The organism is Xaviernesmea rhizosphaerae, assembly GCF_001938945.1.
In the GTDB taxonomy this organism is placed as follows: domain Bacteria; phylum Pseudomonadota; class Alphaproteobacteria; order Rhizobiales; family Rhizobiaceae; genus Xaviernesmea; species Xaviernesmea rhizosphaerae.
On the sequence record NZ_MKIO01000021.1, the window covers coordinates 198087 to 211891 of the forward strand.

15 protein-coding genes are annotated in these 13805 nt (G+C 63.2%); 5 read left to right on the forward strand and 10 right to left on the reverse strand.

Features of this window, described 5'->3' with window-relative positions; translation table 11 throughout:
* The first annotated feature begins 103 nt into the window (after positions 1–103).
* A complete protein-coding gene (locus BJF92_RS04680) occupies positions 104–2617 on the forward strand; it encodes a GcvT family protein (RefSeq protein ID WP_075633603.1) in 2514 nt (837 codons plus the stop codon).
* Positions 2618–2876: 259 nt separating this feature from the next.
* Complete coding sequence (locus tag BJF92_RS04685) at positions 2877–3719, forward strand: response regulator (RefSeq protein WP_075633604.1); 843 nt, start codon at positions 2877–2879, stop codon at positions 3717–3719.
* Between the two features lie 98 nt (positions 3720–3817).
* Here BJF92_RS04685 and BJF92_RS04690 read toward each other — a convergent pair whose 3' ends face one another.
* The 3 genes from BJF92_RS04690 to BJF92_RS04700 all read right to left on the reverse strand — a co-directional run bounded on the left by BJF92_RS04690 (position 3818) and on the right by BJF92_RS04700 (position 5927).
* Positions 3818–4822: a GlxA family transcriptional regulator gene (locus BJF92_RS04690; protein WP_075633605.1), complete on the reverse strand. Its 1005-nt coding sequence runs from the start codon at positions 4820–4822 to the stop codon at positions 3818–3820.
* A gap of 504 nt (positions 4823–5326) precedes the next feature.
* A complete protein-coding gene (locus BJF92_RS24965; protein WP_139790405.1) occupies positions 5327–5515 on the reverse strand; it encodes a hypothetical protein in 189 nt (62 codons plus the stop codon).
* Positions 5516–5612: 97 nt separating this feature from the next.
* On the reverse strand, positions 5613–5927 hold the full coding sequence (locus BJF92_RS04700) for a DUF1127 domain-containing protein (RefSeq protein ID WP_075633607.1): 315 nt from the start codon (positions 5925–5927) through the stop codon (positions 5613–5615).
* A gap of 158 nt (positions 5928–6085) precedes the next feature.
* Here BJF92_RS04700 and BJF92_RS04705 point away from each other — a divergent pair, with 158 nt between their 5' ends.
* On the forward strand, positions 6086–7006 hold the full coding sequence (locus BJF92_RS04705; RefSeq protein WP_075633608.1) for a LysR family transcriptional regulator: 921 nt from the start codon (positions 6086–6088) through the stop codon (positions 7004–7006).
* 66 nt (positions 7007–7072) lie between these two features.
* Here the strand turns inward: BJF92_RS04705 and BJF92_RS04710 are convergent, their stop codons facing one another.
* From BJF92_RS04710 to BJF92_RS04730, 5 genes are all read right to left on the reverse strand, one after another.
* A complete protein-coding gene (locus BJF92_RS04710) occupies positions 7073–8113 on the reverse strand; it encodes a DNA topoisomerase IB (protein WP_425356450.1) in 1041 nt (346 codons plus the stop codon).
* Between the two features lie 130 nt (positions 8114–8243).
* Positions 8244–8537, reverse strand: a complete 294-nt coding sequence (locus BJF92_RS04715; RefSeq protein WP_075633609.1) for a BrnA antitoxin family protein — start codon at positions 8535–8537, stop codon at positions 8244–8246.
* The gene (locus BJF92_RS04720; RefSeq protein WP_075633610.1) at positions 8524–8808 is read right to left on the reverse strand and encodes a BrnT family toxin; all 285 of its coding nucleotides are present in this window, start codon (positions 8806–8808) and stop codon (positions 8524–8526) included. The genes BJF92_RS04715 and BJF92_RS04720 overlap by 14 nt, the downstream gene beginning before the upstream one ends.
* Before the next feature lie 48 nt (positions 8809–8856).
* Positions 8857–9924: a methylenetetrahydrofolate reductase gene (locus BJF92_RS04725; protein ID WP_075633611.1), complete on the reverse strand. Its 1068-nt coding sequence runs from the start codon at positions 9922–9924 to the stop codon at positions 8857–8859.
* On the reverse strand, positions 9921–10565 hold the full coding sequence (locus tag BJF92_RS04730) for a methylenetetrahydrofolate reductase C-terminal domain-containing protein (RefSeq protein WP_075633612.1): 645 nt from the start codon (positions 10563–10565) through the stop codon (positions 9921–9923). Before BJF92_RS04730 ends, BJF92_RS04725 begins: the two co-directional genes overlap by 4 nt.
* Positions 10566–10789: 224 nt before the next feature.
* Here BJF92_RS04730 and BJF92_RS04735 point away from each other — a divergent pair, with 224 nt between their 5' ends.
* Positions 10790–10951 carry an entericidin domain-containing protein gene (locus BJF92_RS04735; protein ID WP_075633613.1) on the forward strand — a complete coding sequence of 54 codons (162 nt, stop codon included), beginning with the start codon at positions 10790–10792 and terminating at the stop codon, positions 10949–10951.
* Positions 10952–11185: 234 nt separating this feature from the next.
* Positions 11186–11959, forward strand: a complete 774-nt coding sequence (locus BJF92_RS04740; protein WP_075633614.1) for a phosphodiester glycosidase family protein — start codon at positions 11186–11188, stop codon at positions 11957–11959.
* Here the strand turns inward: BJF92_RS04740 and BJF92_RS04745 are convergent, their stop codons facing one another.
* Both BJF92_RS04745 and BJF92_RS04750 read right to left on the reverse strand, forming a co-directional pair.
* A complete protein-coding gene (locus BJF92_RS04745; protein WP_075633615.1) occupies positions 11960–12298 on the reverse strand; it encodes a hypothetical protein in 339 nt (112 codons plus the stop codon). It lies immediately after the preceding gene.
* A gap of 111 nt (positions 12299–12409) precedes the next feature.
* Positions 12410–13696, reverse strand: a complete 1287-nt coding sequence (locus BJF92_RS04750; RefSeq protein WP_158032188.1) for an O-antigen ligase family protein — start codon at positions 13694–13696, stop codon at positions 12410–12412.
* Between the last annotated feature and the right edge of the window lie 109 nt (positions 13697–13805).

The window sequence follows — 13805 nt, forward strand, 5'->3', positions numbered from 1 at the left end:
TCGCAAACGGCATAGGCCGCCCGCCTGAAGAATTGCATAGTCGCTCCATCGGGGGCTTGCGCCGCAGAGAGCGGGCAGGGCCGGCAACGCGAAGGGAACGGCAATGAAAACTCAGGCGCGCGCGGTGGTGATCGGCGGCGGCGTGGTCGGTGTGTCCACGCTCTATCACCTGGCCCGGAAGGGCTGGACGGATTCGGTTCTGATCGAGCGCAAGGAGCTGACATCCGGCTCGACCTGGCATGCGGCGGGCCTCCTGCCGCTGTTCAACATGAGCTATTCCGTCGGCCAGATCCACAAGTACTCGGTCAAGTTCTATCAGGAGCTGCAGGAAGAAACCGGCATGAATGTCGGCTTCTCGCAGGTTTCCAACATTCGTCTCGCCCGCACCAAGGACCGCTGGGACGAATATATGTATTACGCCGGCATTGCCGAAACCATCGGCATCAATGTCGAGATCATGACCCCCGAGCAGGTCAAGGAAATCTGGCCGCTCTGTGAGACCGAGGGCCTGCTCGGCGCCATCCGCCATCCCGACGATGGCTATATCCAGCCCGCCGACCTCACCCAGGCGCTGGCCAAGGGCGCGCGCGAGCGCGGCGCCACCATCTACCGCAACACCAGCGTCACCGGCATCGAGCAGCTGGAAGACGGCCGCTGGAAGGTGACGACCGACAAGGGCGAGATCGTCGCCGAGCATGTGATCTCCTGCACCGGCTCCTTCGCCCGCAAGACGGGCGAGATGGTCGGCATCAACGTGCCGGTCATTCCGGTCGAGCACCAATATATCGTCACCGAACCGCACCCGGCGATTCTTGAGCGCAAGGCCCAGGGCCTGCCGGAAATGGGCGTCCTGCGCGAATCCGACAGCGCCTGGTACATGCGCGAGGAGAATGGCGGCCTGCTGCTCGGCCCGTATGAGGTCGGCGCGCCGGTCTGCTATGTCGATGGCCCCTCTGACGAGAGCGAATACGAACTGTTCCAGGAAGAGCTGGAGCGGCTGATGCCCTATATCGAGACCGCCATGGTGCGTGTGCCCGCTTTCGGTGAGGTCGGCATCAAGAAGGTCTATAACGGCGCCATCGCCTATACGCCCGACGGCAATCCGATCGTCGGTCCGGCTCCGGGCCTCAAGGGCTTCTGGCTGAACGAGGGCCATTCCTTCGGCATCACCGCCGCCGGCGGCGCCGGCTGGCAGCTGGCGGAGTGGATCGTCGATGGCGAGCCGACGCTCGACATGATGGGTGTCGATCCCCGCCGCTTCGGCCCCTATGCGACGGAAGGCTACCTCATCGCCAAGAACGAGGAGGCCTATGCCAACGTCTTCACCATGCACTACCCGGATGAAGAGCGCAGCGCGGCCCGCCCGCTGAAGACCACGCCGGTCTATGACCGCCTGAAGAAGATGGGCGCCGTCTTCGGCTCGGTCTATGGCTGGGAGCGCGCCAACTGGTTCGCGCCCGAGGGCTACAGCCTGGACAAGAGCGAACTCGGCGTCGGCGTCGACGTCATCACCAGCCATAACTACGCACCGCCGCTGGAAGACGGCCGCTACGTCGAGAAGTGGTCGTTCCGCCGCTCGAACTATTTCGAGCATGTCGGCAACGAGGTGAAGAATGTGAACGAGAAGGTCGGCGTGCTCGACATGTCCGCCTTCGCCAAGATGGAAGTGTCCGGCCCCGGCGCCCGCGCCTGGCTCGAATCCATCTTCGCCAATGCCATCCCGAAGAAGCGCGGCCGCATCGCGCTCTGCCACCTGCTCACCGTGCATGGCGGCGTGCGCGCCGAGTTCACCGTCTATGAATGGGCGCCGAACCGCTTCTATCTGGTCTCCGCCGGTGCCTATGAGGCGCATGACCACGACTATCTGCGCAAGCTCGCCCCGCAGGACGGCTCGGTCAGGCTCAACGCCATCACCCAGCGCATGGGCGTTCTGGTTCTTGCCGGTCCGCGCTCGCGCGACGTGCTGAAGAAGCTGACGCGCACCTCGCTGGAAAATAAGGACTTCCCCTGGCTTTCGGGCAAGGAGATCTCCGTCGGTGTCGCGACCGCTCATGCGCTGCGCGTGAACTTCGTCGGCGAGCTGGGCTGGGAACTGCACCATCCGATCGAGATGCAGAACTATATCTTCGATCAGCTGATGGAAGTCGGCGCCGAATTCGGCATCAAGCCCTTCGGCATCCGCGCCATGCTGGCCATGTCGGTGGAGAAATCCTACCGCCTGATCCCGCGCGAAATGTCGATCGAGTACAATGCCTATGAGTCGGCACTCGACCGCTTCATCAAGCCCGAGAAGGAGTTCCTGGGCAAGGAAGGCCTGCTCGCCGGCAAGGAGAAGGGGCTGAAGTGGAACTTCGCCACGCTGGTGGTCGAGGGAACCACGGATGTAGACGCGCGCGGCTCCGAGGCGATCTACAACGAGGACGGCGCGCTGATCGGCCGTGCGACCAACGGCGCCTATGGCTGGCGTCTCGGCAAGTCGCTGGCGCTCGCCATGCTGCAGCCGGCCTATGCGGCCATCGGCACCAAGGTCAAGATCAAGATCCTTGGCACGATCTACGATGCGACCGTGGTCGAGGAAAGCCCGTTCGATCCGCAGAACGCCGCGCTGCGCGCCTGAAGGCCTTTGCTGTGAAGCCGGTTGCCGCCAAGGCGGGAACCGGTGTCACATCAGCCGATGCTTTAAAACGCGACACCGTGCATCAGGCCCCCATCCTGGCCTGATGGGTCGGACGTGCATTCTTAACTGTGATCTAAAGACAGACGGCCGCTTCGCCTGGAGCGGCCGTTTCCTTTTTGCAAGACCCAGTTTCTTTTAACGCCTGCGAAATGCTTCTCTTCTAGTCTGTTCTCAGAGGACAATTTTTCGCGAGCGCTCCATGTCATTTTTCGGCGTTTCCGGAATGTATTATTCCGGTGAATCCCTGCAACAGCACCGTATCGTGCTTGCGGAAGACTCCAATCTTTTCTCGTCCATGGTGTCGAAACGCTTGAAAGAGCTTCTCGACATCGACGTGATCGTCTGCCGCGACTATGACGAGCTGACCTTCGCGATCGAGAACGCGTCCTATCCGGCGACGCTGGCCATTTCCAACATCAATCTGCCCGGGGCTGAAAACGGCCAGGCGCTCAACTATCTCGTCGATATGAGCGTGCCGACCATCGTCTTTACCGGCACGTTCCAGGAATCGACCCGCGAGTCTATCCTGGCCAAGGAGCTGGTCGACTATGTCATCAAGGACAGCGTCTTCGCCGTGGACATGCTGGCGGAATCGGTCTGCCGCTTCCTCACCAATCATCGCCATCACGTCCTGATCGTCGATGACAGCCCGACGGCCCGGGCCATGCTGTCGACCCAGCTCAAGCGCTATAATTTCCGCGTCAGCGCCGCCGATTGCGGTCAGACCGCGCTCAAGCTGCTGGCCGAGCATTCGGATATCGAGCTCGTGATCACCGACTACAACATGCCTGATATCGACGGCTTCGAGCTGACGCGGCGCGTCCGCACCCATTACGGGCCGCACCAGCTGCGCATCATCGGCGTGTCGTCCTCGACCAACCGGCTCCTGTCCGCGCGCTTCCTCAAGGCCGGCGGCAACGACTTCGTCGTGCGCCCCTTCGTCAATGAGGAGTTTTATTGCCGGGTGAACCAGAACATCGACACGCTGATGAAGGTTCGCACGCTCAGCGAGCGCCTTTTGGCCAAGCCCGACGCGGCCTGAGCCGGTCAAACACTTGCCTCAAATAGAAAAAGGCGCGGTCCGGGGTGTGGACCGCGCCTTTTGCTGTTCATGCGCACTCAATGCGTCGGTAAGCCGCCTCAGCGGACCGGCTGCAGCGTCAGCTTGCGGTCGGCGCGCTCCTGCTGGGGCGAGCGGTTGTAAAGCTCGCGATAACACTTGGAGAAGTGCGAGGCGGAGACGAAGCCGCAGGCCACGGCCACTTCCACCACCGGCATGGCCGACTGAACCAGAAGATGGCGCGCACGGTCGAGCCGGATCTCCAGATAATAGCGGGCAGGGGAGCGGCCCATCTCCTGGCGGAACAGGCGCTCGATCTGGCGGCGCGAAAGGCCGGCGCCGTCGGCAATGTCGATCAGCGACAGCGGCTCGGCCAGATTGGCCTCCATCAGCTCGATGATCTGCAGCACCTTGGCGTTCTGCACGCCGAGGCGGGCGCGCAGGGGCAGGCGCTGGCGGTCATGCGAGCCGCGCACGCGATCGGTCAGCGCCTGCTCGCAGACGCGGTTGACGATGTTCTCGCCGAAGTCCTCGTCGATCAGGTTCAGCATCATGTCGAGCGAGGCGGTGCCGCCGGCGCAGGTGTAGATATTGCCGTCGATCTCATAGAGATCGGCATAGACGTCGGCCTGCGGGAAGGCTTCGGAGAAGCCGGGCAGGTTCTCCCAGTGGATGGCGCAGCGCTTGCCGTTCAGCAGGCCGGCCGAGGCCAGGATATGGGCACCGGTGCACAGGCTGCCGATCGCCACGCCGCGATTGTGCGACTCGCGCAGCCAGGCATTGACCGACTTGTTCTGGAACTCCTCGACATGCACGCCCGAACAGACCAGCACCATCGACGGGCGCATGCCGCCGCCGAGCGCCTTGCGCTCGTCCGCCAGCGCGCTGTCCACATCCATGGCGATGCCGGAGGAGGACATTACCTTCTGGCCGTCGACCGAGGCCAGCCGCCAAGAATAGGCTTGATAGCCGAGCATCCGGTTGGCGATGCGCAGCGCCTCGATGGCGGCGGCGAAGGGCAGCATGGAAAAATTCGGGACCAGGAAGAAGACGAGAGACCGCTTGGGCGTCAAAGGCTTTGTCATCGGTATTGTCCGTGCTTCAAAGGGTTGCGGGGCGCCCGGCGAGACCTCCTGTCGTGCATCCTGCTCTGGCAGGGCCCAGTGGCTGTCGCATCGGCTGTCCCCATTCCTCCCTTGCGACGCCTTTCGCTTCAGGCTGTTTTGCGACATTCGCACGGACGCACGCGACGTGAAAGACTTTATTCTTTGCGACATGATCACGACTGCCTGATGTGTGGGCAAATGCCTGTGGCCGCAGGCGCAAAATGCGCCATTTTCAAGGAAGATGGCCGCTGGAGACAAAATCGGGTGACGCAGGCTGAACAGAGCGGCTCACCACGTGTCGCAGAGCCCTTCGTCAATTGCGACATCGCCCCTTGTGCATTGCGGTGTCGCGAAAGGATATGTCTTGCAGGTGCGAAATTAGCCAGGCATGAAAAGCGGCGCGGTGGCCGGAGGCCATATCGCGTCGCCTCAAGGATGATGAAGGATGTCCGTGCGTTTCAGGTCTTTCATGATGAGGAATTCTCAGTCGCGCCGGTGTTCCTCTTGCGCGCGAAAGCCGATATCCTTGAGAACATCATAGGGAAGCGCCTCGAAAGCACGCCGCTCCCGATCTTCCTGCAAGCGGGACCAAAGGGCGTGGGCCCGCGCCCGCAGCGTCTGGAGAAGCGACGAGGAGAGAGGGCCGCTGGGCCCTAATGTCATCAATGCCATGTGATGGTTCCTTTTGAGAGGGTTTCAAAAGGTCGCGACCATGATCGAAGAATGGCGCGGCCAGCTTCATCAATCAAACGAATTGATATGATTGATATCATCGAATTTCGTTATGATTTCCCTCGGCGTCGATGCCGAGATCGGCCAGCAGATGATCGGGAAGGCGGCGGAGCTGCCGCGCCAGGGCCTGTCGTTCGGCACGGCGCCTCAAGCCTTGGCGCAGCGATGCCCAGAGAGAGCGCCAAACCAGCCGTTGCGCGCGTCCCTCAGAACCGGCGTCCCGTTGCGGCATCGGGTGGTCGCAGCCGCGCGGCAGGCTCGTCTGGCCGGCAAAAGGCAGAACGACTGCCTGCCGGTTCTTTTGGCCGGCATAGGGCGGCAGCCGCAGAGGTGCATCCATCAGGATCTTCATGGGGATCTCCTTTCGGTCTTCGCGCTTGTCGCGTGGCGGGCACTGGCGAGAGTGCCGCGCGTGCCCATCGGTATGATCCCAGTCTGTGCCTGTGATTGCTTTCAATCAAACGAATTGGTATGGTGTTATCGTTCAGATAAATTGAATTGGAGCCTGCGATGAACATGGCCTTCCGGCACAGCCTGCCGCTGCTCGAACTCGATGTGCTCAAGACCTTTGTCGCCATTGCCGAGACCGGAAACTTCACCAATGCGGCCGAGCGGGTGCACCGGACGCCGTCCGCCGTGTCGATGCAGATCAAGAAGCTGGAGGAGATGCTGAACGGGGCCCTGTTCCTGCGCGATGCGCGCTCGGTGTCGCTGACGCCGCGCGGCGAGGTTCTGCTGACCTATGCCCGGCGGCTGCTGGCGCTGAACAATGAGACGGTCGCCCGCTTCCTCCTGCCGGATCTCAATGGCAGCGTCCGGCTCGGCGTGGTCGATGACATTGCCGAATGGGTGCTGCCGAACGTGCTCAAGGCCTTCGCCCAGTGCTATCCGAATATCATGGTCGATGTTCGCATTGCCAATAGTGGGGTGCTGCGCAAACTGGTCGATGAGCGACGGATCGATATTGCCATCTACAACCAGTGTTGCGGCAATACGGACGGCAGCGAGCTGCTTCTGCGGGAAACGCTGGTCTGGGCGGGCGCACGCTGCGGCAGCGCCTATCTGCGCGATCCGCTACCGGTCTCAATGTGGGATGACGGTTGTCCCTGGCGCGTCAGCGCGGTGAAGGCGCTGGAGAAGGCCGGTCGGGCCTACCGTATCGCCTTGCTCAGCGCCCATACCAGCGCCCAGAAGGCGGCGCTGCGCGCCGATCTCGCGGTGGCGCCCCTGCCGCGTTACCTCCTAAGTTCTGAACTCGTGGCTCTCGGCGAGGCGGATGGCATGCCGCCGCTCGACGACAACCAGATCGCCATGTGTGTAATTGAAGATGCCACTCCGCCGATTACAGCGCTGGCCGTGCATGTTCGCGATGCTTTTCATGCGATCGCATCGGGAGAGTGGACTGCAGACCGTGCGAAGGACGCGGCCTGAGCCTGCCGACAGCCCTCGACGCCCGCCGGTGCAACGGCATTTCCTGCGGCGGGCGATTATGGATTTTCACGTCGCGGCGGGTTCGCCCGCCCGCTTCAGCCAGCGAAGAACGCGGATCTCGTCCTCGTTCATCCACTCGGTCAAGGTCCTGCTCTTGCTGGGGCGGAGGCGTTTCAGCGCGGCAAGCTCTCCGGTCTCGAAATCGGCAATGATGCGCGGATGGATGTAGGAGGCACGGCAGACGGCGCGGGTATTGACCAGCTTGGCCGCGACCTCGTCAATCACGGCATTGATTTGGCGCTTGCGCTCGCGCTGGCTGGTGGCCGGTTCAAGATCGGCAAAGGCGCTGGCCGCCAGCCTTGTAGCGCCCCATGTACGGAATTGGCGTGACGAGAAATCGCCGCCCGCAATCGCCTTGATATAGGCGTTGACATCCGCAGAGCCCACGGCGTGGCGCTTGCCGTCCTCGTCGAGATATTGAAACAGCTGCTGCCCCGGCAGGTCCTGCAGCGTGCGGATCGCACGCACGATCCGACGGTCGCCATGCTGCAGCTTCCACTCCTTGCCGGACTTGCCCTTGAAGTGAAACTGGACGGAGGAGCCGCTGATCTTCACATGCCGGCTGCGCAGCGTCGTCGCGCCGAAGGAGCCGTTCTCCTCGGCATAATGGGCGTTGCCCACGCGGATGAAGAGATTGTCCAGCAGCCAGACGACCGTCGCCAGCGCCTTTTCCAGGCCTGGCAGCCGCCGGTTCAGGTCCTCATCGACCTGGGCGCGGATCTTCGGCAGGCTGGCGGCAAAGGCCGGTAGCAGCGCAAATTTCGCCTTGCCGCGCTCGGCATGCCAGTCGGGATGGTAGCGATATTGCTTTCGCCCGCGGGCATCCATGCCGATGGCCTGGAGATGGCCGTTGGCGACAGGCGAGATCAGCACGTCGGAATAGGCGGGCGGAATGGCAAGGGCGGCGATGCGCTCCAGCTCCGCCGGATCGGTCACACGCTTGCCGTCGGCATCATAATAGAGAAAGCCGCGCTTTCCCTCCCGTCGGGTAATGCCGGCGTCGAGATTTGAGAGATAGACCAGCTCGCTCTGCACCTCATGCACCAGCTCGGCATCTGCCTGGCTGCGCGCGATGATCTGGGAAGGGGAGTTCCGAACGGGGGATGATGAAACGATCTGATCCACGATGGCGCTGAAACGCCGCGGATGGGACCAAGGTTCCCGGTCGAAGCTGTTTTCAGTCCTTCGCGTCGTCTCGGTTGGTTTTCTTTACCCGGCGAAGTCCCTCTTCCAGCATCTCACGGATCAGGCGTGTATAGGGGATGTTGCGCGCAGCCGCTTGGCGTTTGACTTCGGTCAGCAGAGACGCCGGCACTCTCATATTGAGCTGGGCGGATTTGCGCTCGAATTCGAAACGCACCGGCTTGAAGCCGGAGAGATCATAGTGCGTCAGATCCGAGGTCTCGACGAAGCGCTCCGCTTCGTCGTCGGAGGTGAGCTTTGGCAATGGTTTAAGATCAGCCTTGTTCATAATGTCGAATTTCCTTCGCATGCATGAAACGCGCGCTAATCGGTCTGATCCAGAGAGCGCCGTCGACTTCTCTGAGAACAAAAACGACAAAAGCATAACGCCCGCTGTCCGTCTTTCCGATCGCGCGCAGGCGTTCTTCGTGTTCGCTCGGGTCTGGGTAAATGCTGGGTCCGATTTCGAACAGGCTTTCAATCTCCGTCTGGGAGAGACTGTGCTTGCCGCATTCGGGCCAGTTTCCCTGATCCCACAGAAAACCTGAAACGACTGTCATCGTACTCGGTGTCTTTGCGTTCGTATAGACAATTTGCCGAAAGCCGACCTAACGCTGTGGCGCGACGTTTGCCGCTTCCGCCGCCCTATCCGTCGGCCGTTCGACCGCGTCGTGCTCCAGCCCGTCCAGGCGCTCGCGCAGGCGGTCCTCGTCGCCCGCCGGCTCGCGCCGCCACGGGCGGCGGCCCTTGAGCACACCGGATTCATGGACGATCTCGGCGACATATTCTTCCTGCCGATAGGCCATGACATGGATGCCGGCGATGCCCGGGATCTCCTTCACCTCGTTGATGATGTCGATGCAGATGCGCTTGCCCTCCGCCCGCTGATCGGCCGCCCCTTCCAGCCGCGCGATGATGGTGTCGGGAATATGCACGCCGGGCACATTGGCGCGCATCCATCGGGCCGTGCGGGCCGAGGCCATCGGGCCGACGCCGATGAGGATGAAGCATTGCTCGTGCAGGCCGAGCGCGCGCACCGTGTCCATGTAGCGCTTGAGCATCGGCACATCGAAGCAATATTGGCTCTGAACGAACTGCGCGCCCGCCGCGATCTTCTTTGCCAGGCGATAGGGTCGGAAATCATAAGGCGGGGCGAAGGGGTTGATGGCCGCGCCGAGAAACACCTCCGGCGGCGCGCTGAGCTTGCGGCCGGAGAGGAATTTCGACTGGTCGCGCATGGTGCGGATGGTTTCCAGAAGCGACATGCAGTCGAGATCGAAGACCGGCTTGGCGCCCGGCTGGTCGCCGGCCTGAACGCCGTCGCCGGTCAGGCAGAGAATGTTGGAGACACCCATGGCGGACGCGCCGAGCACATCGCCCTGGATGGCGATGCGGTTGCGGTCGCGACAGGCGATCTGCATGATCGGCGCATAGCCCATGCGCGTCAGCAGCGCGCAGATGCCGACCGAGGACATATGGCAATTGGCGCCGGAGGCATCCACGGCATTGATGCCGTCGACCCAGCCCTCGAAGATCGCGGCGCGTTCATAGACCTCTTCCGGATCGGCGCTGTCGGGCGGGTTGAGCTCGGCGGTCACGGCGAATTCGCCGCGCCGGAGCACGCGCTCCAGCCGGCCGCGCGAGCTGTGGCCGGGCAGGCGTTCGGGCAGGGTCATCGCGTGCCTCCCGCATCCTTCTCGTCATCGCGCGCCATGGCGGCCGCGGCTGTGACACGCAGCCAGGACGATGTCTCGCGCAGGGACTGGTTCACCGGCTTCTGCACGGCGAGAATGGCGTCGCCGCCGGCCATTTGGCGCGAGCCTTCCCAGGCCTTGACCCAGACGCAGGGCATGTCCGGCTCCACCTCGCAATTTCCGTTGGCGCGCACGCCGCCGCAGGGGCCGTTGCGCAATTGCTTGGGACAGTTCATCGGGCAGGACATGCCGGTGGACGAGAGGATGCACTGGCCGCACATGCGGCAATCGAACAGCACGCCTTTCACCCGCCGCTCCACCGCCGTCACCGGCGCCTCGGCGCGGGCATAGCCGATCGCCTTCCAGAGCGGATGCAGGAGAAGGAAGGCATGGGCGAAACGGTGATAGACCCATTCGAGCAGGCGGGAGTGGCGCACGGCCCAGAGCCGGATCGTATAGCGGCGCTGGCCGCGCCGGTTGGGCGAGACCGCAGCCGGCGTATAGGCGCCAGTCGCGGCCTTGGCGCCGGCGGCGGCATTGCCGGTTGCGCGCGGCCTGGACCCAGGGCCCGGCGAAGGGCCAGCGGCGGCGGCATCCCGGCGGGATGGATCTGTCTCAGACATGCAAGGCTCCGGAAGCGGCGTCGATGGGCCGCCATGCTTCAGCTGTAAAGAGCCCGGCTAAAGCCTTCAAGGGCAGCGCACGACACGCAGCGAGAGAGAACGCGACGTGATGCATGAACTTTTGCTCACACGCGTGAACTTTTTTGAAATCCGTGCGTTACCGGACCGAAGACAAGTGCTTCGACCGACTTCAACAAGATTGGCTATCGAGGAACCCAAACGCCATGACCGTAAAGACTTTCGCAACCGCCGGCGTCCTGCTTTTCTCCGTCGTCGCGCTCAGCGCCTGCGGCAACACGATCCGTGGCATGGGCAAGGACACGGCCGGCGCCGTCAATGCGACACAGGATGCCGGCCGTTCGGTCGAGAAGGCGGCCAAGAATTAAGCGCATCCGCTGCTGCTGCGATAACAACAGACAGAGCCGCGTCCGGTGATATCCGACGCGGCTTTTGTGTGTCGCGCCCAGGCAATCGCGCGGTGTGACAGCCTATGATACTCGCCTCATATGGGCGAAAGTCCTATCGTCACGCTCGCAAAGTCCGACCCCGCTGTCCCACCTTTTCAGACATGCGGTGTGGCGCCCCGTGACCCTTTTCCGGCCATCGCTGAGTTCGTCCTCATGCATTTTCCTGATTTACGTCTTCGCCTGAAGAGCCTCGTTGGAGCCCTGTATCTCTCTGCGACGGTGCCGGCGGTTGCCGATGCCGCCTGCCGCATCGTCCAGCATGCCGGCGTGGATTATGCGGTCTGCCGTTTCGATCCGGCGCGGGATGCGATCGGTCTCTACCACACGGGCAGCAATGGCCAGCCCTATGGCGGATTCGCGGCGCTGGCCCAGGATCTGCGCCGGGAAGGGCGATATCTGCGCTTTGCCATGAATGCCGGGATGTATGAGGAGGACCTCTCGCCAGTTGGCCTGCTGGTGATCGGCGGCAGAACGCACAAGCCGGCAGCACTCGGCGAGGGCTGGGGCAATTTCTATCTGCGGCCCAACGGCATCTTCTATCTGGCCGGCGGCGAGGCCGGCGTGATGGAGACGGGCCGTTTCATCTCCTCGGGCCTTCGGCCCGATGCCGCCACACAATCCGGCCCGATGCTGGTGATCGACGGCGCCATCCATCCCGCTTTCCGTCCTCAGAGCGACAGCCTGCAGATCCGCAACGGCGTCGGCGTCGATGCCGAAGGGCAGGTGGCCTTTGCGATCTCGCTGTCGCCGGTGCGGTTCTATGATTTTGCCACGCTGTTTCGCGACGAGCTTCACTGCGCCAATGCCCTGTTTCTCGACGGGCATATTTCCAGCCTCTACGCGCCCGCGCTCGGCCGCTTCGATGGCGTCCATCCCATGGGGCCGATCGTGGCCGTGACGGCGGCCATGCCCGGCGCGCGGGACTGATCAGGCCGTCTTCTGATAGGCCCGCTCCAGCGCGCGCGTGCGCGACAGGCCGGTGCGAAAGGCCTGGTAGACCGGATGCTGACTGGCGCGTGCGGTTTCCATCAGCCGCACCTGCAGCCGGCCCGGGGCATTCTCGCCCAGCCATGTGCCGAGCTTTTCCAGCTTCATCGTGTTCAGCAGCTTTGCCTTGGTGGCGGCGTCGAGGTGATGATAGAGGCCATCCAGCAGATGCTCGTCGCCTTCCGGCGTCTGCATGAGCACGCGCAGCGCCATCTGGTTGGTCTCGTCGAGCGTGGCGAAAGCCTTGGAAACGGTCTCGCGGTCGGCAGGCAGGGTCATGGTGCTCCTCTCATCATGCGCGCGCCCCAAGGGCGTGAAGATCGCGCGACCATGCCGGATGAAGCTGAAGCCGGACTTGTGCCCCGCTTTGACGAACGGGCGGCCGGGACCTCAGCGCGCCTGTGCGCCGTCTGCGCCCGGCTCTTCGGCCGCGACAGGTGCCGCGGCGGCCAGATTGAGACCATAGACGGCCAGCGCGGTCAGCACCCAGAGCGGATCGGCGCGGTTGATCAGGAAGCTTTCCATCATGCCGTTATAGGTCATGAAGGCGACGACCATGATGCAGAATTCGGCGAAATGCCGGTTCTGCGGCCGGCGGAAGGCCCGGGCATAGTCGAAGAAGGGCTTGATGAAGAACAGCGCCAGCAGCGGAAGGCCGCCGAGAAAGCCATAGGTGACGACGGCGTCGAGATAGACGTTGTGGGCGGTGACGATGCCGCGCACGTCCCAGTTCGCCTCGAAATCCTTCTCCATTCCGAGAATGACCGGCGACTGCCAGAAGCTGGCATAGCCATGGCCGAACCAGGGATGATCCGGAATGCTGCGGCTGGCGAAGTCCCAGATGTCGTTGCGGCCGGTAAAGGTCGGGTCGGACATCAGGCTGGCCGTCAGGTCGTGCAGGCTGCTGAAATAGACGCTGCCGAGCGTCAGCGCCAGGATGACGATGGTGAAGACCGTGTGCAGCGCGATCGTCAAAGCCGGGCGCAGCGTCAGCGCGCCGATGCCGACGAACAGGATCGACAGCGGCAGAAAGCCGATCGTGGTCTTCGAGCCGGTATGCAGCACGAAATTGGCCGAGAGCAGGGCGATAAGCAGGCCGCGGCGTGGCGCACCCGTGCGCGCGCAATAGATGCCGAACATGCAAAGGATCGAGAAGACCGGCGCCGCGACGTTCTTGTGGCTGAGATGGCCGCGCCAGAAGCCCGCATGCCAGGACTCGATCGCATCCGCCGTGTGCTTGGCCAGCGACGGCGCGAGAACCAGCATGGCGTAATTGAGGAGGACCAGGAGGAGGATCGCGGTGGCGCCGGCCTCGACGAAATCGCGCTCGCTGCGCGGCAACAGCAGGACGCCGGCCATGGGAATCATCACGATCAGCGACTGCATGACGCCGCGCGCCGATGTCGCGGGATCGTAGGATTGCAGGCAGGACCCGAAGGCGATGGCGAAGATGATGACGAAGGTCGGCGTGATCGCCTTCAAGAGCAGGCGCGGATCGACGATCGAGAGAAGCGCGAAAAGAAACAGGCCGCCAAGCCCGAGATAGCCGACCTGGTTGATGACATTGCCGCCGCTGGCGGCGGCGCTGTCCGTTCCGTCGCCAGGAAAGGGCTCAAAGGAGAGCGTCAGGATGAACAGGCCGAAGCCCGACAGCACAGCCGCGACAGCGCGAACCAAGCGCGCCTTGAACTCAGGCGAAATTGCCGTCCTTTCGCCAGCCACACGCTGCCCGGCGGCGGAGGCGGCCGGGCCGGCCGTCAGGCGCCGCGACGACAGCCGCGAGGGG